This is a genomic window from Clostridium sp. OM05-6BH (assembly GCF_003481635.1).
GTDB lineage: Bacteria > Bacillota > Clostridia > Lachnospirales > Lachnospiraceae > Butyribacter.
In genome coordinates this window covers 158,155-178,443 of record NZ_QULH01000004.1, presented here as the reverse complement: position 1 = coordinate 178,443, position 20,289 = coordinate 158,155, and the positions used below count along the sequence as shown (strand labels likewise).

Genomic DNA, 20,289 nt, shown 5'->3' with positions numbered 1-20,289 from the left:
ACTCCTATCCAGTGAGAGAATATGTGTACTCTCCATCTACTTCCTTCAATATCTTATTTAGTATACTTGGTTTTGTCTTGTTTTGCAACCGAAGATTCTATTTAAAAGCAGAAGAACCTGCATTACGCAGGTTCCTCCACTTTTCATTTATTAATTGGGAATATTAATATGAAAGCACGCTTATACTTCAAACAATAACTCGCCATATGTAGGTACCGGCCAGAATTCTTCATCCACAATCATTTCCAACTCATCAATTGGTGCACGAAGTTCTGTCATTGCAGGGAATACTACCTCACGGAAGTACATAGCCTGCTCCTGTCCCTCACTCTTAGCAGCTGCAAGAGTCTCTACATTTTCCAAGTTAGCCAATGCACTCTGTGCTTTTGCAAGCAATGCAGAACATTTCGTCAAAAGATTTTTCTGAACAGAAACATCTGCACTATCGCAAGCCGCTGTGATGCTATTGATCGAATCAGCCAAAGTTGTTACATAACTGATAACTGCCGGAATATACTGCTTACCAGCCATATCAATCATTGTCTTTGCCTCAATATTGATCGTCTTAGAATAAGTCTCATAATTGATTTCTGCACGAGACTCAAGCTCTGTCTTAGTCATGACGCCCTGTCTCTCAAACATAGAGATTGTCTTATCAGTAACAAGATATGGAATTGCCTCTACGAAAGACTTTACATTTGGAAGACCACGTTTCTCTGCTTCAGCAACCCACTCATCTGAGTATCCATCACCGTTAAAGATAACTCTCTGATGCTCGGTAACGGTTTTCTTGATCAATTCGTTGACTGCTACATCGAAGTCATCCGCCTTTTCCAATTCGTCAGCAAACTGATTAAGTACATCTGCAACCATTGTGTTCAAGATGAAATTCACACCTGCAATTGACATTGAAGAACCTAACATACGGAACTCAAATTTATTACCGGTGAAGGCAAATGGTGATGTACGGTTACGGTCTGTCGCATCCTTACGAAGTACCGGAAGTACATGAACACCTGTATCCAGCTTAGTACCATGAATGGAAGAAGAAAGATCTCCACGCACGATCTGTTCAATAATATCTTCAAGCTGTTCTCCCAAGAAGATAGAAATAATAGCCGGTGGTGCCTCATTAGCACCAAGTCGATGATCATTGCCCGGATTAGAAGCAGACAGACGAAGCAATTCTGCGTTCTCATCTACTGCTTTAATAACTGCGGCTAAGAACAAAAGGAACTTAGTATTCTCATGAGGTTTTTTGCCCGGATCCAACAAGTTGATACCGGTATCCGTTACGATAGACCAGTTGTTATGCTTACCGGAACCATTTACTCCTGCAAACGGTTTCTCATGCAGCAGACACTCCATACCATGTCTCTTCGCTACCTTTTTCATAATTTCCATAACTAACTGGTTATGGTCTGTCGAAATATTGGCAGTAGTGAAGATCGGTGCCATCTCGTGCTGTGCCGGAGCCACCTCATTATGCTGTGTCTTCGCAAGAATGCCGAGTTTCCATAACTCTTCATTCAAATCTTTCATAAAGGAAGCAATACGCTCTTTAATCGTACCAAAATAGTGGTCATCTAACTCCTGTCCCTTCGGTGCCGGTGCTCCAAATAAAGTACGTCCGCTAAAGATCAAATCCTTACGCTGCAGATATTTTTCTCTATCGACCAAAAAATACTCCTGCTCTGGTCCAACGGAACAAGATACTTTTTTGACATCGTCATAACCAAACAGCTTCATAATACGAACTGCCTGCTTGCTGATTGCCTCCATAGAACGAAGCAGTGGAGTTTTCTTATCAAGTGCCTCACCTGTATAAGAACAGAACGCTGTTGGAATGCATAAAGTCACTCCTGCTGCATCCTCTTTCAAGAATGCCGGTGAAGTACAATCCCAGGCTGTATATCCTCTAGCCTCAAATGTTGCACGAATACCACCGGATGGGAATGAAGATGCATCTGGCTCACCTTTGATTAACTCCTTACCTGAGAATTCCAATACCGGTCTGCTCTTAGATGCCGGACTAAGGAAAGAATCATGTTTCTCAGCAGTTACGCCTGTCATCGGCTGGAACCAATGTGTGTAATGTGTTGCACCGTGTTCAAGTGCCCATTCCTTCATTGCATGTGCAACGACATTGGCGATGTCTACATCCAGATCCTCACCATTCTCCAGCGTCTTCTTCCAAGATTTATACACATCCTTTGGAAGCTTTGCCTGCATCACTTCATCGTTGAACACGTTTTTCCCATAAACCTGCTCAAGTACGTTGTTTTCCATGTTACTACCTTCCTTTCATATTAATATGTAGTTTACAATAAGGTTTGTATATTTTATGATGTCTGCTCACTCACCATGCTGTCCGTCTTGTTGTCCATCGCTGTTGTCATTTCCTGCTGTCAACGTGAACTGACACCGAAGCCACGTCTATGATGTCTCACAAACCTTATATACTTCGTTGAATCAACAGATTACCACTCCATTTTAGCATCTTTTCTTAAGATTCTAAAGTGTAATGCCAATTTCCAAAAAAAAAGACGCACCCAAATAAATTTGAGAACGCCGTTGTTCTTGTCTGTTATTTATTCAACTGCTGATACTATAGCACACTTTTTTGGGTTTGAAAAGTGTTTTTTTGATTTTTTTAGAAAATTAGTTTCAAACAGCCATTTCATTTATATTATTTAACAGTTTGTTAGAGCTAACTTATTTTGTGAAGCTGAACTCGCTGAATCGCCAGTCCTCCCTCTCCTTTTGATCAGTCCCCTTTTCATGGCTTTCTGTTGATTTTCATTAGACGCCATGGTAAAATAAATACAGTTCTATCGGTATAAGCTACCGAAGATATCGCATTATTAATGATAAATAAATATGAATGGAGATATTGCATATGAATAGTAAAAAAATTGTTGTTGCATTAGGCCACAGTGCCTTAGGAAAAACATTCCCGGAACAAAAAGAAGCTGTCAAAAACGCTGCTGCTGCAATTGCAGATCTGATCGAAGCAAAATATCAGGTTGTGATCACACACAGCAATGGTCCACAGGTCGGCATGATACACTCTGCAATGACAGAGTACAGCCGTTTGGAACCAAGTAACACCGTAGCACCTATGTCTATTTGCAGCGCAATGAGTCAAGGTTATATCGGCTATGATCTTCAAAATGAAATCCGCACAGAATTGCTTAACCGCGGCATCTACAAACCGGTATCTACTTTGATCACACAGGTTCGTGTAGATCCATTTGATGCAGCTTTTAGCTATCCATCAAAAGAAATCGGTCGTTTTATGACAGAAGCAGAGGCTAAAAAAGAAAAAGATAAAGGTAATCATGTAAAGGAAGTTCCTGGTAAAGGTTATCAGCGTGTCATCGCTGCCCCACGTCCGATTGAAATTTACGAGCTTGATGCAATCAAGGCATTAATGGATGCAGAGCAGATCGTCATCGCTGCCGGTGGCGGAGGCATTCCGGTACTGCAGCAGGGCACACGTCTAAAGGGCGCCAGCGCTGTTATCGAAAAGGATGTAACTAGCGCATGCTTAGCAGAAAGTCTGGATGCAGACATCTTATTGTTACTTACCGGTGTTGAAAAAGTCGCATTGAACTATGGCACGTCAACAGAAACACCATTAGATGCAATGAGCGTAGAAGATGCAACAAAATACATTAATGAGAATCAATTTTCTTCCGGTGCAATGCTGCCTAAGGTCGAAGCAGCCGTTTCTTTTGCTTCTTCCGGCAATGGTCGCAAATCAATCATTACAAGCATTGACACTGCATTGGCCGGTGTTCAAGGTAAAACCGGTACTGTGATCACCTGTTGATCCCACTTATAAACATGATCGGTCTCAGACTTCGTACAGTCGACAAGCTGTCATCAAATTTTGAATGGGACGAAAAAAAACGCTATCGTACATAATACACGATAGCGTTTTCCTGTTTTAAATATATGTCGAAGAATATTGAAAGGGACTTTGCAATCCTAGCTGTGCTGCTGATATTTATCAGTGTGCAGCAAAATGGATCTCACTTTTTTCTTTCCTTTATAGATATCCAGATAAGCTTTTGCGCTAACACTGGAAAGCTGTACTGCTCGCGGCTTATATTGATACCCTTTCAGTGCATTCTTATAAGATTTCACTTCAAAGATCAAACGATTTTTCTTCGTTTTCGCATAGATCATGATCGGTACATCCAGTGTATTGGTAATCTTTAAATCTTTAACACCTTCTGATATTGCCGCATCTAACCCCAATGGCACATAATGCACCGGCATGCTGTGCGGATAGCGCTTTGCCGGCAATATTCCGGCACGCAGAATCGCATTGTACGCTGTTGTAGATATTTGACAAATTCCACCGCCATCCGTTTGCACTACCTGTCCCCGCAAATACGAACTTGCTTTACGAAAAGCCTGGCCATCCGAGTTATCATGGATCCTCTCATCAAAGGAACAGCTTTCTCCCGGCAGCAAACAAATGCCATTGACACGAGATGCTCCCACTTGAATATTATGCCCACGATCCGTCGTATGTACAAATGTCGTCTCATACGAAGAAATCACGGTGTTAACCTTTTTAAGATCTTTTGGATACCAGCTCGGTTTCACAACACTCGTCGCATAACTATTTTCATAATCTTTCTGCTCACTACTATTTAAATAGGTTTTCAAATCTTTTTGGATAGCATCTAAATCTAATGCCTGACCATCCTTCGTACCTGTAATCTTGCCATTTGCCTTCATATGTGCATTAGTAACCGGGATCACATACTTGGATTGTAATGATGACCGTACTGCCTTCAGTCCCTTAGAAGATGATTTACATTCAATTGTAATCTTTTCTGCAGAAGGTTTCATCTCCTGTTGAATGATCGCATACTGATCCAATACAGAAAGCTCCTTGTCCATTGCGATCAGCCTTTGAGCAAGTTTATCTTCCTCCCCCGGCTTAAACTTCGTACCATCACTGCAAACATAACGGATCTTTTCTTTACAGTCTTTCATAGAGTACGTCTGTGCTTCCCCATCTACTGTGATCGTCACTTTTCGTTCGCTATATTTCTGCATTACTGCTTTGAGTAGCGGTGTGATCTGCTCTGCCGTTTTACCGGACAGCTCCGTATCCAGTATCCATTTATTTCCATAGGTTTTATCTGCATGGGAAGTTACTTTATCGTTCATCAGTTTTTCCTGCTTTGCATGCTCTGCTGCAGCTTGATTCCTCTGATGCTCCGCATACATCGCTCTGCCTGCAAGACCTCCCCCAACAAGAGCCAAAGCAACAGCCGCTCCTATTACTATCTGATATCCCTTCTTCATAACAATCCTCTTCCTCCATATCTGATGTAATATAATACTTTCTACTAACGGATGTATATATTAGCATAAATATGTTACAAATATTCATCAAGAATGTTACATTTGTGTGATTTCTTATTTTGTTATGTCTCTGATGAATACATGCCTGAAGGATCGCCCCGGATGTCTGTTTCAAAAACAAAACAGACGTTATGCTATAACGCATAACGCCTGTCCAATACGTCCGTCTATGAAACTACTTATTTAACGATCTCTTTAACCTTAGCAGCTTTACCAATGCGGTCACGAAGATAGAACAATTTTGCTCTTCTAGCTTTACCTCTGCGTACTACCTCGATCTTATCAATAATCGGAGAATGCAATGGCCAAGTCTTTTCTACGCCTACACCGTTTGAAAGTTTTCTAACTGTAAATGTCTCGCGAGCTCCACCGTTCTGTCTCTTAAGAACAGTTCCCTCGTATACCTGGATACGCTCTCTGGAACCCTCAATAACCTTTGCGTATACCTTTACGGTATCACCTACATTAAAATCTGTGATGTCAGACTTTAACTGTTCGTTTTCAATCGCCTTAATAATATCGTTCATGTTGAACCTCCTTTTTGATGTTGACATTCTTAATACTTTTGTGCTTTTTGCAACCGTAACAGCGGAATATCTCTACTCACAACTTCAACAGAATACCACACTCTGCAATATATTGCAAGAAATATTTTTTATAAAAACAGTTCTTTGATCTCTTCCATCGTCAACTGTGTTACAAAACTCTCCCCTGCCTGGATCAACTGATCAGAAAGCTGTTTTTTGCGTTTCTGCAATTCATAGATCTTTTCCTCGATCGAATCTTTCATCACATATTTGATCACTTGTACTTTCTTCTTTTGTCCAATGCGGTACGCACGATCCGTTGCCTGATCCTCAACTGCCGGATTCCACCACGGATCAAAATGGATCACAGTATCAGCTCCTGTCAGATTCAAACCGGTTCCTCCCGCCTTCAAGGAGATCAAAAACACTTTGACTTCACCGCGGTTAAACTCCTTGACCTCGCGTTTACGCTCCTGCGCGCTGGTCGATCCCGCCAAATAGAAAAACGGAATATTTCTTTGTTTCAACTCGTGCGCAATAATTGAAAGCATTGAAGTAAATTGTGAAAAAACGATCACACTGTGACCACCCTCCAATATATCCGGTAATTGCTCCATAAGCAGATCCAGCTTGCCGCTTCCACCATGATAATTTGATGCAAACGTTGCCGGATGACAACAGATCTGACGAAGTCTGGTCAATGCCGCTAATACTTGCATACGATTGCCGCCAGGTGTATTCTCCTCATCTCCGGCCAACTCCATTTGAATGCGTGCCAAATACGATTCATAGATCTTACGTTGCTTGGCACCCATTTCTGCCATACGTCTGGTTTCAATCTTATCCGGCAGTTCGGTAAGTACCTCTTTCTTCATACGCCGTAACACAAAAGGACGGATCTTGCGTCGTAATTTTTGCATTTGAACGGAATCGTGATCGCGCAGTATCGGCTTCTCATAACATTCTTCAAATTGTCGATATCTGCCAAAAAATCCCGGCATAACAAAATCAAAGATTGACCATAATTCTGACAATGTATTCTCAATCGGTGTACCTGTCAATGCAAACCGATGCTTTGCCTGCACAGCCTTTACCGCCTTTGCGCCAAGCGAGGTTGGATTTTTGATAAATTGTGCCTCATCAATAAAGCACGCATCAAAGATCTGCGCTTTGTAAAGATCAACATCCTTACGAATCAATGGATAGGTAGTGATCCATACCGGAACATCTACACTCTGCTGCATCAGATCTGCACGTTCCTGTGGTGTTCCTGAAATGATCTGTGTGGCGATCTGCGGTGCAAATTTTGAAAACTCGTCCTGCCAATTGTACGCCAGCGAAGTCGGACATACGATCAAGGTACGGGTACCTGGATTCGCCAATACATAGGTAATTGTCTGTAATGTCTTACCAAGTCCCATATCATCTGCCAAAATCCCACCCATTCCATAATGAGCCAAGGAACACAACCAGCGATATCCCGTTATCTGATAAGGCCGCAGTATATCTTCCATACCGTTTGGCAGCTTCCAATTGGTTTTATCCGGATTTTTCAGATCTTCCAATAACTGTTTATACCCCGCATCTCTCGTAATTCGCTGGGTATGCGGGAGCAGCTCATCCACTTCCATCACAGCTGTCTGTGAGAAAGCAATCTTATTATCCTCCGTCACCTCTCCTATCGACAACAGATCCCGCAATTCATCAATCTGCTTATCTTCTGTCATCAGATTAATAAAAGCACCACTTTTCAAGCGATAATACTTCTTTTTTAATTTGATCGAACGGAAGAAATCTCTTAGCTCTTCCTTAGGAATATGCCCATAGTCAACATCCATTTCCAACAAATTAATATCTGTGTTGAGTCGGATTCCTGCCGATAGCATTCCTACTTTCTTGATGGAATTCGCCTTATATTCTTTTGAATAAAAAACTTCAAACTGACGACATAGATCTTGAATTCCTTCCGTCATCAACTGAAATATCTCGTCTTCCTTCGTCAGAACGAACTGCTCTCTGCGCACCGAAAAATGCTTATCATACATTAACCGCAAAAGCTGTTCCTCTTCTTCACGATCACGTACTAAAATATAACTTCCTTTATGCTCATCTTGCAAAGGATTGACCTCATGCTCTCCATAAGCAAATATCATACGGGCCACTAAAACCGGTCTTTGTCTGCTTCGGTCTATATCAAAATACAATTTAGGCTGGAGCTGTTCCACAATATAATGATCTTTGATCTTCTCCGGCACTTGAATATTCATGGTTTTTTTGATCACCGGCAATACTTTTTCGATAAAGCTGCCCATATTTTCACCACGAAATTCTAATTCAGATTGTTTTTTGCCAAACAATGTTGTAAAAAATGGACGCAAATTGGCTAAAAACTCCATATCCGGCAGATAAATACCTCCCTGATAACAGAGGATCGAACCATCTTCACAAATAGAGATCATCAGCTCCTGTCCCATATCATGTAAAGACAACACTTCATCTTCCATCTGCAGTTCCATGGATAACTTTGGATTCGAACACATAATCTCCATATTTTCCATCTTTTTATCCCGAAGAATTATATCACAGTGTAATCCCTCTGCAAGACGTAACAGTTTGCAAAGCATATTTTGTGATACGACCAATTCCTGTCGATTAAATAGATTAGAATAATACGTCTTACCTAATGTCTCCTGAATCTCATATATTTCTGTCAGATAAGCCAAAACCGCCGCCGATGTCGGTTCAAACTGACATTCTTCCGGTATATACCGAAATTCTTTGCCTAGTCGGATCTCTTTATGATTATAATAATCCTGAATAAACTTTTTGGTATTGGATACTTTATACATCTTGCTGCTGCCGGCGTACAGACCAACAAATGCCTTGGACTGTCTGGACTTTAGTGGTTCATTGACCGTAACCTGCAGTGCCAGATGAAAATACTGCGGTGTCAGTTTGCGATATTCCCGTTTGCGGAAATATTCTATTATCTTGTATGCTGTTTGATCTTCCCAACCGAGATTTTCCAATGCGTCTGCTCTCTGCTGATAATCTGCAATAAATAATAATGCAGCCACAACGTGTTTGCAGGCACCCGGATATTTTGCATGAGCCGGACAATTGCAGCTATGCGTGATCTGTTCATCTTCGCCAAATCCAATCGTAACACCATATATGTTGCTGCCTTGCACAAATGCATGATACTGCTTGGTAGCTTCATTCCACGTCACATCAGACACTGCATGTGCCGCATAATAACGCATTCCGCGGTAGTAAACAGTCTCCGTCGTGGCAAGTCTTCTAATTGCCTCTCTTGTGATCTTATACATGCATTATACCCTCATTCCTATACTAATCGTTCAACAAATGAAATTTATCTGCAACGATTGACATTTTTCGTCCCATCGGGAACTCATAAAGCTCTGACCTGGAAAGTCCCTGCAACTTCAACACCAAAGCAAAGTAACTTGCAACCGCCACAACCAATGCAGGTACGATTGCAACATAAATACGATGGCTGACAATGAAAAACAACTCGTATACAACGAACGTCAGTATTCCCATTACCACCGAAGACAAAAACGGGACACAGAATGTTTTTACTACTTCCTGTTTGAAGCCTAAATTTCTGCTGACGCTTCTGCCATTTAAGAAACAAACGACTAACGGATAAGTTACATTACCAAATACCAACGCATACGCTCCCATTCCGGTAAAACGAAGCAGTGTAAACACGACAACGACATGAATTGCTAATGATATCAAAGAATGGATGACCGGCAGATTCATCCGGTCAATACTCTGCAGCACCCCACTTGTCACAGTTGACAATGCATAGAAGATAATACACGTCGATCCTGTCATTAGCATCATTCCTCCTGTCACATAATCGGATGCCGGGAACAGCAGACGTATGATCGGCTGTGCCAATATTGCTAATCCAACTGCAGATGGAAATGCAATGATCATATTAAATTTAACCGCCATCGTCACTTTGTCTTTGATTGCACGACGATCCCCGGTCGTAACCGATGCCACCAAACTAGGAATCATAGAAGATGCGATTGCCGTTGATACTGCAATCGGTACACTGACTAACAAACGATACTTTGTACTGTAAATACCTTGCAAAGTACTAATTACGGTAGCATTCACACCTCTGGCTTCCATCGCAAAGTTAAATATTGTAACATCGATAATTCCACTAAGCTGATATACCGTCTGGCTGAGTATGATAGGAATGACCGTCCAAAGGATCAACTTATAATAATCTGCAGCAGATTCCCTAGGTGTAATTCGATCCCTACGCGCCTGTCTGCGAAGAACCGGGCGATACAAAGTATAGATCATACCTAAAAACAGTAAAGCAGACGCTGCACCGAGCAGAGTTCCTACCGTACCACCGGCAGCCCCCCACGCTGACAAGTTTTTGGAAGCACTGTGATCACTCATCAAATAATATGCAGCCACAATACTAACCACTGCGTTGACAATCTGTTCTAATATCTGTGAAACTGCCGTAGGAAGCATTGTATTTTTTCCTTGAAACAGTCCACGCAGCGTACCCATTACAGCTACGACAAAAATTGTCGGTGCCAGCACACGCAGTGGAATAGATATTCCCTGAAAACTTGAGAAAAAGGTTTTCTCAATCCAACCGGCTCCAAAGAACACAAAAAGTGCCATTAATCCGCCGGAAAAAATCGAAAAGACCATGGAGTAACGAAATACCCGGTAAGCTCCTTTGTATTCTTTTTTGGTGCATTTTGCCGAAACCATCTTAGACACTGCCATCGGCATTCCGTAAGAGGAAATGATCAATAAAATATTGTATACCTCAAACGCCGCGGAATAGATTCCATTACCGGCATCTCCAATAATATTTGCGAGCGGGATACGGTAAAACATACCGATCAAACGAACTAAAATTGATGCGGCTGCAAGAATACTTCCCTGCTTCAAAAATCCTTCTGCTTTGTTTTGATTCGCTTCCATGTTTTTTACTTACTCCTCCTAATTTCTTGTAATTCCAAGGGTATCTAATACCTCTTTTTGTTTGGCCTCCATAACGAGTCGTTCCTCATCCTCCATGTGATCATATCCCAACAAATGTAACATACTGTGGGCTACCAAAAAGCAGATCTCACGCCGCACGGAATGCCCATACTCTTTTGCCTGCTCATCCGCACGTTCTAACGATATGATAATGTCTCCTAACAATAATTCTCCGCTTTCCGGATTGAAACAGGATATCTGTGCCTCTTCTGTTTCCAAATAGTCATAATCTGCCGGTTCTTTATAATCCACCATCGGAAATGATAATACATCCGTCGGCACATCCAATTCACGAAACTCACGGTTGATCATCCTTATCCCATCATTATCCGTAAACGTGATGTTTACTTCGCATTCATATGGACAATGTTCCAAAGACAGCGTCTGCTGTATCACCCGTTCTATATCCTCATTTAACTGTACAGGAAGATCACTCTCGACATCCTGATCCATTAGTATTGTCATTCTTATCCTCCATTCCTTTCCAACAATGCAGAACCATCTGTGCTGCAGCACATTGATCCGCTTTACGCCAAATACATCAGCCATTAAAATACTGCTTTATATAAAAATGTCGTAATTTATCAATCTGTTGTTGTGACAATCCGGACTCTGATAAAGTTCCTTTCGATAAACGATTCTGAAAGATTCCTTCTACCAGCTTCTGTGTAGAAACACCTTCCTTCTGACCGTTTTTTTCCAAATATTCATTCGTTGACACAATACAGTCTGTAAACAGTACAATAGCCGCTTCCAAGGACTTTGGTTTTTCATGCCGCATACTGTGTTGCCTGATAATATCTGTCAATTCCCTCGGAAAATCATATTCCTCCGCAAGTTTAACACCTGCATCAATATAATTTGAATCTCCTGTAATCCTGCCAATCTCATGATATAGCCCGCCAGCCTGCGCCAGCAATACATTTCCTCCCATATGTCTGGCCGCTTGCGCTGACACACTGCTGATCGTCATCGAATGTATAAACAACTGTCCGGAAAATTCCTGCAGCCGCAATAACAATCCAAAATCAGCCTCTAATATAAGGCTCAATTTTTTGTTCAATTCCTGCTGCTTCGCTAACTCTGTTTCTGTCATCTTTCCAGAATGTTGGCGATAAAATACATACCACCACACAAACAGAAACAACAGAATTATGCTTCCATACTCCATTAAGATCTTTTGTGGAGTGTTCTTAAACTCTTGCAATATTGACGGCAGCATAAACTGATGCCGTAATATCTGTAATACACTTTCCAACACTAACATCAAAATACCAACATACGATAACACACGTCCGGTAAGCTCTTGTGATAAAAGCCATATGCAGACAAACCCGAAAAATGTAACGATCAACAGCTCTCTTGCGCTGAAAGACGCACTGTGCAGCAACAAATTTTGTGACAGCAGCGCAATAAAAAGAATAACAGACTGTTCAATACCACTTCCGATCGAAACCATAACGACCGGCAGCAGCCACAAATATCCCAACGACTGCCAAGCACTGCATGCTAACATGACATTGGACAGTGCAAACAAAAAGACCAGGATAAGCTTGTCCTGTAAGCTGTGACCTCTTACTTCTTGTATATAGCCGGAAAATTTGTGCCACAAAAAAACAATAAGCAGTGAAAACACAACATTTGCTGTCCAGACATAGATCGGCTGATGTTGAGTAAAGCCCTGCAACGCACTTCCAAATGCTATTGACAAATACATGCCTATCCAAAAAAGAAGTTTACGCTGGTATATTCTGCGCCACATGCTCTTCCATCCTCCTCATCTATCTGTGTCCGGTTTTTCTATGTTCAGCACCCCGGTTTTCTTTGAACTGATTTCTTTTACGCTGTTTTTCCATACGTTTATCGTAATCATCATATGCCTTAACGATCTGCTGAACCAGCGGATGACGTACTACATCCTGATTAGTCATATGTGCAATACCTATGTCCTCAACCTTGCCAAGTACATCTAACGCCTGATCCAGACCTGAAGTTGTTCCGCTCGGCAGATCCTTCTGAGTCAGATCACCGGTAATAATTACCTTCGAACCAAATCCAATACGTGTTAAAAACATTTTCATCTGCGCCGGCGTCGTGTTTTGCGCCTCATCAAGAATAATATAGGAATTATCCAGCGTTCTTCCTCGCATATATGCCAATGGCGCAACTTCGATCAAGCCCTTCTCTACATTGCGCAAATAACTGTCTGCACCCATGATCTGATGTAATGCATCATAAAGCGGACGAAGATAGGGATCAACTTTACTTTGCAGATCCCCCGGTAAAAAACCAAGTTTTTCTCCTGCTTCGATCGCCGGTCTGGTCAATATAATACGACTTACCTCATCACGCTTAAATGCCTCGATTGCCATCGCCATCGCCAAATATGTCTTACCGGTCCCGGCAGGGCCTATGCCAAATACGATCATTTTCTTGCGAATAAGATCAATATACGCCTTTTGTCCTGCTGTTTTCGGTTTCACCGGTTTTCCCTGAATCGTATGACAGATAATATCAGAATCTATTGATACCAAATCCGGTGTACGATGCTCAAGAATCATTCCAAGCGCATAGTTCACATTTTGTTCCGTCACTGTATTGCCACGTCTTGCAAGCTCTAACAGCTGCATCAGCACGCTCTCCGCCTGCTTGACATCCGCTGCCTCACCGATCAGTTTTAACGTACCGTCTCTTGCCACCATCGTAACATTAAGTGCACGTTCTATTTTCTTTAAGTGTTCATCCAGCTTACCAAATACATTAGCCTCGAGTGCAGCCGGAATCTCAATGAGCGTTTCCATAATTGCCATCTGTTTTTATTTCCTCTTTCTGTTTCTTCCTTTCGGAAACTGATATTTTGCGGTATTTATGATGCGAAGACCGCCATATAACCGTATCTTTCAGTTTGTACCCGCTATCAAGAACCTGAAATTCCGGAGCTGTCTCCTGAATCTGATACCCGTCTTCCTCTTGACGGCGAATATATTCCCGATGCAGGTTCAACAGTTTCTTCTTCGCCTGTTTCCGCGTATACACCATTTTTTTGGAATACATCTCCTGATAAGATGCCTTCACCCAATAAAAAGGAGAACGCGGTATCACTTTTGAGCATAGTTGCCCACTCTCAGTAATTATAGCATATTTCCTATCACTTTCCAAACGATTTAACGGATTATGCAAAAAAAATCGATTTTGCTGATATCGAAGACAATACACATTCTTTTTGTGTTTCTCAAGGCCGTGCTTTTGGTATGTCATGCTCAAATACTTGTTATATTCTTTCTTTCCCTCGATCACCACAGTTCCTTTCGCACGTACAAAACGAATATTCTGAATTACATCGCCATCTCCGATCACTTCTACCTTACCTGAAATTAAAACATCGCCTTTTTTTACTTTTGCTCCGGCATGTACCTGCGGCGTTCCCTCCCTAGTGACAATAGAGATCACTTTACCATCGTGTGCAGCGATAAGATCAGCCGCCGAAGAAGCATCTTTTTTTTCTTTCATTAACGTTACTTCCTGCAATCGAACAAACAAACAGCTTCCTTTTTTTTCAACAGAAACCCATCCAATATCCTGATATCTTCTTCGGATCTGTTTAGCAAGCTCTGTGCAGCTTAAACCTTTTGACGGCATTCCCATATACACACCGCTCTCATTTAGAAAACGCCGCAAACTTTCTTCGGTATGATATTGTTCTCCTTCAAATGATATGCCCCATATTCTGCCTGCCAAAAATATTATTCCGGCAAGAAACAAAATGAGCCCAGCAAAAAAACTTGCTCTTTTCTGTATGCTACTCAGCAAAAAAGGGCCGCCGTGACGCTTTACAACAATGGGTACCGCATGTGTTTTCCGAACGATCGGACGCAATCTCCAAAAATTTTTTAAGGATATATCTGCATATAGGTATTTACGTTTTGTATCCCAATAAACATTCCAAAGCGGAATTTCTTTATACCTGCACATATTAACAAACCGCTCAATTTCTCCATCTCGAAGCCGTATTGTTACATAGCCCGCAAGCCATCCGATTACTTTATGTACCATGAAAGCCCTCATTTCCACACTGAAACCATCCAATTAATATCACTAAAAAACGCCCCTTATACAACTTACAGCTATGTATTCAAACTCCTCACCTCAAAAAACATCATGTCATAATAAGTAATATATGACCCGATAGCAGCTTTTGATGTGCGAAGTTTGGATTGTGTATATAATGAGGCTAGTGATATTCTATGGTGCCGATTTCTCCTACAACACACATGCCGTCATCCCGAAAATATGCAATGACTAAATTTCTGCCAATAATATGGATCCGACCTGTCTTTGTCTGAATCCGTATCAAGGAGTCCGTATACTCTATTATATTCCGATAATTTTCAATACATAACCTGCCTCTGCCATATCCCATTAATAAAGGTGCTCCGGCAATAATATCTTCCGACATTTGAAACTTTCTGGAAATGGCAGACGCAATCTTTGGTTCTTCATCCGCAGGTTTAACATGCGCCTTCGGATGATGTTTATGCCTATTCCCACGTTTTCCAAGTGTTGTCACCTGTATTCTCCCATCCTGCTGCTTCCTCCTTATATTCTATGCAACAGTCCCAAATTGTTACCTCTGTTTGCATTGCGTAATCTTTTTAAATACGCTATACTTATATAGGCTTTTTGTATTTTAGCTGGGAAAGGACACGAATTATGCATGAGAAATATGACCGCGATATGATCGATCTGTTGCGAAGCATTCAGAATATTGATTATATTGAGCCGGATGAGATTCCGAATATTGATTTGTATATGGATCAGATCACAACTTTTATGGACGATCACTTAAAATCCTCCAAGCGATTTGAGGATGATAAGATCCTAACAAAGACAATGATCAATAATTACTCTAAGAACAATCTTCTCCCACCTTCGGAGAAGAAAAAATATTCTCCGGAGCATATGGTGTTACTGCTGTTTATCTATTACTTTAAGAACTTTTTGTCGATCAATGATATCCAAAGCATTTTGGCACCGATCACAAAACGTTTTTTTCACTCCGAAAATGGTCGTAACTTAAATACCGTTTATGAAGAGATTTTTCAACGACAATACGAAAATATTGACTTTGAAGTACGAGATATGATCCGCAAACTGCGCGACTCTAATAAGGCATTTGCGGATATTGAGGATGATGAAGAAAGGAAACTCCTGAGCAACTTTGCTTTTATCTGCTCACTATCTTTTGATATTTGGGTAAAGAAAAGCGTGATCGAATCGATCATTGATAAAGATATGATGGATCAAAAAAAATCGAACAGCAAAAAGAAAAATTAACATCTGATCATCACAAAAGACTCCAAAGAACAATGTTGAATCATTGTTCCCCAGAGTCTTTTTACAATTCATCAGAGACTTAACAAAGAAAGATGATGTGGTATGGAAAGTTTGAATCATTAAATATCAAGTTCTAATTGAACTTCTTCTTCTGCCTCCAGCTTAAAATCCTCAATCTTTTCCGGATTGACAACCGGAAGATCATCTAATGACTCAATACCAAAGTTCCGCAAAAATTCCTCAGTCGTCGCAAAAAGGATTGGTCGTCCCGGTGCGTCCAGGCGACCTGCTTCGCAAACCAGATTATACTCTACTAATTTGTTGACCGAATGATCCGATTTCACACCTCGGATATGTTCGATCTCCACCTTTGTGATCGGCTGCTTATAAGCGATGATCGACAACGTTTCCAACAATACATCCGTTAAAACATGCTTTTTCGGAACATGGGCAATACGGACGATCGCCTCATACATATCTGCTTTCGTACACATCTGAAACGCACCATCCAGTTCTATGATCTGAATACCACGATCCTCTGCCGCATAATTATCCATCATGCTGCGGATCACCTTGCGGCATGTATCCTCATCCTGCTCTGTTGCCGCTGCGATCCTTTCCAATTCTACTGCCTCTCCCATTGTAAAGAGAATAGCCTCTATTTTAGCTTCTAGCTCCGAAAGTTTCACACCAAACGGACCTCCTTTCTCACTCTATCCGCTTACAATCACTACTCACTGGAAGGAATGATCTCTCCCTCGTATTTTACGGTATTGTCATAAGTTATATAAATATCATCAAAGATATTTTCCTGAACGATCTTTAATTTGCCGACTTTCATCAATTCCAAAATTCCCAAAAAGCTTACAATGATCATCGTCTTACTTGGCTGGCTTTCTAGCATCTGGCGAAACGAAAATTTTTGATGAAGCATTGCATACTCTTCGATAAACAGCATACGATCCGCCAGTGTAACAGATTCTTTCTCAATCTTACCAAACTTACTTCGGATCGGATCAATCTTATCAACTTGTTTCTTCATCACAGAATGAAAAATTGTCTGCAATTTTGCCAATGTAACATCTGACAACAATTCTTCAACATTGACTTCTTCTTTGATGTCAGCAATTTCTGCGGGGATCGTAGATTCTTTGAACAGCAATCTTGCTGCATCCATCTGCTTATCCTTTAACTCATAAGACGCATACTTATATGTCTTGTACTCTAACAAGCGCTCTACCAATTCCGCACGGGGATCTTCCGGCTCACCCTCCTCGGTCACCTCTACCGGAAGAAGCATTTTGGACTTTATCTTTAACAGCGTTGCCGCCATCACCAAAAAATCGCTCATAACATCCATGTCCTTGCGATCCATTTGTGCGATGATCTCCAAATATTGCTCCGTGATCTGCACGATCGGAATGTCAAAAATATCTATTTTATTTTTTTCAATCAGATGCAGTAACAAGTCTAGCGGTCCGTCAAATGCATCTAACTTTACCGAAATCACACTGGAATCCATCGCCACTTATATCTCCTTTGGTTTTAAAGTTATTGGGATCAATGATTACTTGTAATAATCAAACTGCAGATCATACATACGTACGGTATCTCCCTCTTCAATGCCAAGACGTTCCAGTTCCTCCAAAATACCACTGGTCTTAAGGAACTTCTGGAAAAACTGGAATCCCTTTTCAGAGTCCAGATTCGTATATCCTAACATTCGCTCAATACGCGGGCCTTCTACAACATACATATTTTCTTTTTCGTCATATTCTACAGTATATGGTTCATCCGCAAAATCCATCTCATCTAGAACAAACTCGCGCTCAAAGACCGTTGGTTCTTCATGAATATCATCTAACATCTTTTTCACATGATACAACAGTTCTTTGACACCCTTACCGCTAACTGCAGAAATCGGGAATACCGGTATTCCCTTTGGCTCAAATTCTTCACGAAGCAGGCTGATCACGGTATCTTCTTCAGTCCCATAAAATACGTCTGTTTTATTCGCTGCGATCACTTGTGGACGTGCCGCAAGCTCCTCGCTGTATTTCTTTAATTCCTGATTAATAATATTAATATCATTGAGCGGATCTCTTCCCTCAGTGGATGCAGCATCTACCATATGGATAAACACCTTCGTCCGTTCAATATGACGCAGAAATTCATGGCCTAAACCGATACCGTCTGCGGCACCCTCAATGAGACCCGGAATATCTGCGATCACAAAACCATCGGTACCTTCCAGATCAACGACACCAAGCATTGGCTGTAAAGTCGTAAAATGATAATTGGCAATCTTTGGCTTTGCGTTGCTGACGCGTGACAGAAACGTTGATTTACCAACATTCGGAAATCCCACCAATCCAACATCTGCGATCGTTTTTAACTCTAATATAACATTTAGCTCTCGCCCCGGCTTACCAGGTTGTGCATACTTTGGCACCTGCATAGTCGGCGTCGCATAATTCATATTTCCCTTACCGCCACGGCCACCTTTAAGGATAACCTCACGTTTACAGTCATGAGACATATCAACGATCACTTTTCCCGTCTCAGCTTCTTTTACAACTGTGCCTTCCGGTACCTTTACGACCAAATCTGCACCGTCTGCTCCATGGCATCGTCTTCTTCCACCGGGCTGTCCATCCCCCGCAACATACTTTCGGATATGTCGAAAATCATTTAATGTATTCATTCCCGGATCGACTTCAAAGATCAGATCTCCACCGCGGCCACCATCGCCGCCGTCAGGACCTCCTGCAGCCACATACAATTCTCTTCGGAAACTAACATGTCCATCTCCGCCCTTTCCGGAACGGATATATATTTTTGCACTATCTGCAAACATGGGCTCACCTTCCTTCTAGCAATAAAATAACAAATCTCTATCAATATATATTTTATGAAATATGGTACAAGTGCTTTACAGTTTGACGCTGCATGACACCACTTCTGTCTCTACGAAAAAGAGGCTGTACAATGACAGCCTCTTGTATCGGTAACCGGCTCTACCGGCTCAAAGACTATTTTGCTTCTACTGGATATACGGAAGCCTGCTTCTTGTCTCTACCTTTTCTCTCAAAACGAACAACACCGTCTACCAATGCAAACAATGTATCGTCACCACCACGTCCTACATTAACGCCTGGGTGAATCTTTGTTCCACGCTGTTTGTAAATGATGTTACCAGCGAGTACAAACTGTCCGTCTGCTCTCTTTGCTCCTAATCTCTTAGACTCGGAATCTCTACCGTTCTTAGTAGAACCCATTCCTTTTTTATGAGCAAATAACTGAAGGTTCATTTTTAACATGTTTCTACACCTCCTGCTTTCTCTTATACTTAATTTTCAGATATCGTTTGCCATATTCTGCTTGTATTCCCTGTAATCCTAATACAAGCGAACGAAGTAACAATTCGGCTTCAGGGCTGATCTGTTCGGACGTTATTCTCATCTCCACAAGATCCGGATGCATCGTCGTTGTGACGGTGTCACCTGTAAATTTCTCTATAGAATTGATCGTGTTGATCACCAATGCCGAAACACCGGCGCATACAATATCTTTTCCATATTTGGCATACCTTGCATGACCTTCCATTCGGAAGCCGTCATACACATCCTTTTGCCGTTGATAAATGGTTATATTTATCATTCTGTCACCTATTAAGCGTTGATCTTCTCGATCTTAACCTGTGTGTAAGCCTGTCTGTGACCGTTTTTCTTATGATAACCGGATTTTCTCTTGTATCTGTAAACGATTACTTTCTTAGCCTTACCCTCTTTTACGACAGATGCAGTAACAGTAGCGTTTGCTACGTCTGCGCCAGCCTTAAGGGAGCCATCACTTACAGCAACAATGTTATCAAATGTAACTGTCTCACCAGCTTCTACAGCAAGCTTCTCAACGTTGATCACGTCACCTTCGGAAACTTTATACTGCTTTCCACCTGTTGCAATAATTGCGTACATAGACC

Annotated in this window: 18 protein-coding genes; 2 read left to right on the top strand and 16 right to left on the bottom strand. The window is 41.5% G+C overall.

The window, feature by feature from the left end:
* Positions 1-180 precede the first annotated feature (180 nt).
* Positions 181-2,289 carry a glutamine synthetase III gene (locus tag DXB73_RS05995; protein WP_118690437.1) on the bottom strand — a complete coding sequence of 703 codons (2,109 nt, stop codon included), beginning with the start codon at positions 2,287-2,289 and terminating at the stop codon, positions 181-183.
* Between the two features lie 610 nt (positions 2,290-2,899).
* Between DXB73_RS05995 and arcC the strand changes: the two genes are divergently transcribed.
* Positions 2,900-3,835 (top strand): carbamate kinase, encoded by a 936-nt coding sequence (gene arcC, locus DXB73_RS05990; RefSeq protein ID WP_118507036.1) that lies wholly within the window; start codon positions 2,900-2,902, stop codon positions 3,833-3,835.
* A 158-nt stretch (positions 3,836-3,993) separates the two neighbouring features.
* Here the strand turns inward: arcC and DXB73_RS05985 are convergent, their stop codons facing one another.
* The 9 genes from DXB73_RS05985 to DXB73_RS05945 all read right to left on the bottom strand — a co-directional run bounded on the left by DXB73_RS05985 (position 3,994) and on the right by DXB73_RS05945 (position 15,540).
* On the bottom strand, positions 3,994-5,331 hold the full coding sequence (locus DXB73_RS05985) for a VanW family protein (protein WP_118690436.1): 1,338 nt from the start codon (positions 5,329-5,331) through the stop codon (positions 3,994-3,996).
* Positions 5,332-5,570: 239 nt separating this feature from the next.
* Positions 5,571-5,918 carry a 50S ribosomal protein L19 gene (gene rplS / locus DXB73_RS05980; RefSeq protein WP_118690435.1) on the bottom strand — a complete coding sequence of 116 codons (348 nt, stop codon included), beginning with the start codon at positions 5,916-5,918 and terminating at the stop codon, positions 5,571-5,573.
* Positions 5,919-6,046: 128 nt separating this feature from the next.
* On the bottom strand, positions 6,047-9,247 hold the full coding sequence (locus DXB73_RS05975; protein WP_118690434.1) for a DEAD/DEAH box helicase: 3,201 nt from the start codon (positions 9,245-9,247) through the stop codon (positions 6,047-6,049).
* A 22-nt stretch (positions 9,248-9,269) separates the two neighbouring features.
* Positions 9,270-10,913: a polysaccharide biosynthesis protein gene (locus DXB73_RS05970; RefSeq protein ID WP_118690433.1), complete on the bottom strand. Its 1,644-nt coding sequence runs from the start codon at positions 10,911-10,913 to the stop codon at positions 9,270-9,272.
* An 18-nt stretch (positions 10,914-10,931) separates the two neighbouring features.
* On the bottom strand, positions 10,932-11,438 hold the full coding sequence (gene ybeY, locus DXB73_RS05965; RefSeq protein WP_118690432.1) for an rRNA maturation RNase YbeY: 507 nt from the start codon (positions 11,436-11,438) through the stop codon (positions 10,932-10,934).
* Between the two features lie 76 nt (positions 11,439-11,514).
* Positions 11,515-12,735 carry an HDIG domain-containing metalloprotein gene (locus tag DXB73_RS05960; RefSeq protein ID WP_118690431.1) on the bottom strand — a complete coding sequence of 407 codons (1,221 nt, stop codon included), beginning with the start codon at positions 12,733-12,735 and terminating at the stop codon, positions 11,515-11,517.
* Between the two features lie 19 nt (positions 12,736-12,754).
* Positions 12,755-13,783: a PhoH family protein gene (locus DXB73_RS05955; protein WP_022025144.1), complete on the bottom strand. Its 1,029-nt coding sequence runs from the start codon at positions 13,781-13,783 to the stop codon at positions 12,755-12,757.
* Complete coding sequence (locus DXB73_RS05950; protein ID WP_182448249.1) at positions 13,758-15,026, bottom strand: sporulation protein YqfD; 1,269 nt, start codon at positions 15,024-15,026, stop codon at positions 13,758-13,760. Before DXB73_RS05950 ends, DXB73_RS05955 begins: the two co-directional genes overlap by 26 nt.
* A gap of 178 nt (positions 15,027-15,204) precedes the next feature.
* The gene (locus DXB73_RS05945) at positions 15,205-15,540 is read right to left on the bottom strand and encodes a YabP/YqfC family sporulation protein (RefSeq protein ID WP_243034662.1); all 336 of its coding nucleotides are present in this window, start codon (positions 15,538-15,540) and stop codon (positions 15,205-15,207) included.
* 143 nt (positions 15,541-15,683) lie between these two features.
* Between DXB73_RS05945 and DXB73_RS05940 the strand changes: the two genes are divergently transcribed.
* Complete coding sequence (locus DXB73_RS05940; protein ID WP_022025141.1) at positions 15,684-16,307, top strand: DUF1836 domain-containing protein; 624 nt, start codon at positions 15,684-15,686, stop codon at positions 16,305-16,307.
* Positions 16,308-16,426: 119 nt separating this feature from the next.
* Here DXB73_RS05940 and scpB read toward each other — a convergent pair whose 3' ends face one another.
* From scpB to rplU, 6 genes are all read right to left on the bottom strand, one after another.
* Positions 16,427-16,996 (bottom strand): SMC-Scp complex subunit ScpB, encoded by a 570-nt coding sequence (scpB, locus tag DXB73_RS05935; RefSeq protein WP_022025140.1) that lies wholly within the window; start codon positions 16,994-16,996, stop codon positions 16,427-16,429.
* Between the two features lie 41 nt (positions 16,997-17,037).
* Positions 17,038-17,829 (bottom strand): segregation/condensation protein A, encoded by a 792-nt coding sequence (locus tag DXB73_RS05930; protein WP_022025139.1) that lies wholly within the window; start codon positions 17,827-17,829, stop codon positions 17,038-17,040.
* 45 nt (positions 17,830-17,874) lie between these two features.
* Entirely contained in the window at positions 17,875-19,164 is a 1,290-nt protein-coding gene (gene obgE / locus DXB73_RS05925; protein WP_118690429.1) for a GTPase ObgE, read from the bottom strand.
* A gap of 175 nt (positions 19,165-19,339) precedes the next feature.
* Positions 19,340-19,627 carry a 50S ribosomal protein L27 gene (gene rpmA, locus DXB73_RS05920; protein ID WP_022025137.1) on the bottom strand — a complete coding sequence of 96 codons (288 nt, stop codon included), beginning with the start codon at positions 19,625-19,627 and terminating at the stop codon, positions 19,340-19,342.
* 4 nt (positions 19,628-19,631) lie between these two features.
* Positions 19,632-19,967 carry a ribosomal-processing cysteine protease Prp gene (locus DXB73_RS05915; protein WP_118690428.1) on the bottom strand — a complete coding sequence of 112 codons (336 nt, stop codon included), beginning with the start codon at positions 19,965-19,967 and terminating at the stop codon, positions 19,632-19,634.
* Positions 19,968-19,978: 11 nt separating this feature from the next.
* Positions 19,979-20,284 (bottom strand): 50S ribosomal protein L21, encoded by a 306-nt coding sequence (rplU, locus tag DXB73_RS05910; RefSeq protein WP_022025135.1) that lies wholly within the window; start codon positions 20,282-20,284, stop codon positions 19,979-19,981.
* Positions 20,285-20,289: the final 5 nt, after the last annotated feature.

Excerpts from the sequence above, each read along its gene's own strand:
- DXB73_RS05995 (WP_118690437.1), bottom strand. The coding sequence starts at position 2,289 with ATGGAAAACAACGTACTTGAGCAGGTTTATGGGAAAAACGTGTTCAAC.
- arcC (WP_118507036.1), top strand. The coding sequence starts at position 2,900 with ATGAATAGTAAAAAAATTGTTGTTGCATTAGGCCACAGTGCCTTAGGA.
- DXB73_RS05985 (WP_118690436.1), bottom strand. The coding sequence starts at position 5,331 with ATGAAGAAGGGATATCAGATAGTAATAGGAGCGGCTGTTGCTTTGGCT.
- rplS (WP_118690435.1), bottom strand. The coding sequence starts at position 5,918 with ATGAACGATATTATTAAGGCGATTGAAAACGAACAGTTAAAGTCTGAC.
- DXB73_RS05975 (WP_118690434.1), bottom strand. The coding sequence starts at position 9,247 with ATGTATAAGATCACAAGAGAGGCAATTAGAAGACTTGCCACGACGGAG.
- DXB73_RS05970 (WP_118690433.1), bottom strand. The coding sequence starts at position 10,913 with ATGGAAGCGAATCAAAACAAAGCAGAAGGATTTTTGAAGCAGGGAAGT.
- ybeY (WP_118690432.1), bottom strand. The coding sequence starts at position 11,438 with ATGACAATACTAATGGATCAGGATGTCGAGAGTGATCTTCCTGTACAG.
- DXB73_RS05960 (WP_118690431.1), bottom strand. The coding sequence starts at position 12,735 with ATGTGGCGCAGAATATACCAGCGTAAACTTCTTTTTTGGATAGGCATG.
- DXB73_RS05955 (WP_022025144.1), bottom strand. The coding sequence starts at position 13,783 with ATGGCAATTATGGAAACGCTCATTGAGATTCCGGCTGCACTCGAGGCT.
- DXB73_RS05950 (WP_182448249.1), bottom strand. The coding sequence starts at position 15,026 with ATGGTACATAAAGTAATCGGATGGCTTGCGGGCTATGTAACAATACGG.
- DXB73_RS05940 (WP_022025141.1), top strand. The coding sequence starts at position 15,684 with ATGCATGAGAAATATGACCGCGATATGATCGATCTGTTGCGAAGCATT.
- DXB73_RS05930 (WP_022025139.1), bottom strand. The coding sequence starts at position 17,829 with ATGGATTCCAGTGTGATTTCGGTAAAGTTAGATGCATTTGACGGACCG.
- obgE (WP_118690429.1), bottom strand. The coding sequence starts at position 19,164 with ATGTTTGCAGATAGTGCAAAAATATATATCCGTTCCGGAAAGGGCGGA.
- rpmA (WP_022025137.1), bottom strand. The coding sequence starts at position 19,627 with ATGTTAAAAATGAACCTTCAGTTATTTGCTCATAAAAAAGGAATGGGT.
- DXB73_RS05915 (WP_118690428.1), bottom strand. The coding sequence starts at position 19,967 with ATGATAAATATAACCATTTATCAACGGCAAAAGGATGTGTATGACGGC.
- rplU (WP_022025135.1), bottom strand. The coding sequence starts at position 20,284 with ATGTACGCAATTATTGCAACAGGTGGAAAGCAGTATAAAGTTTCCGAA.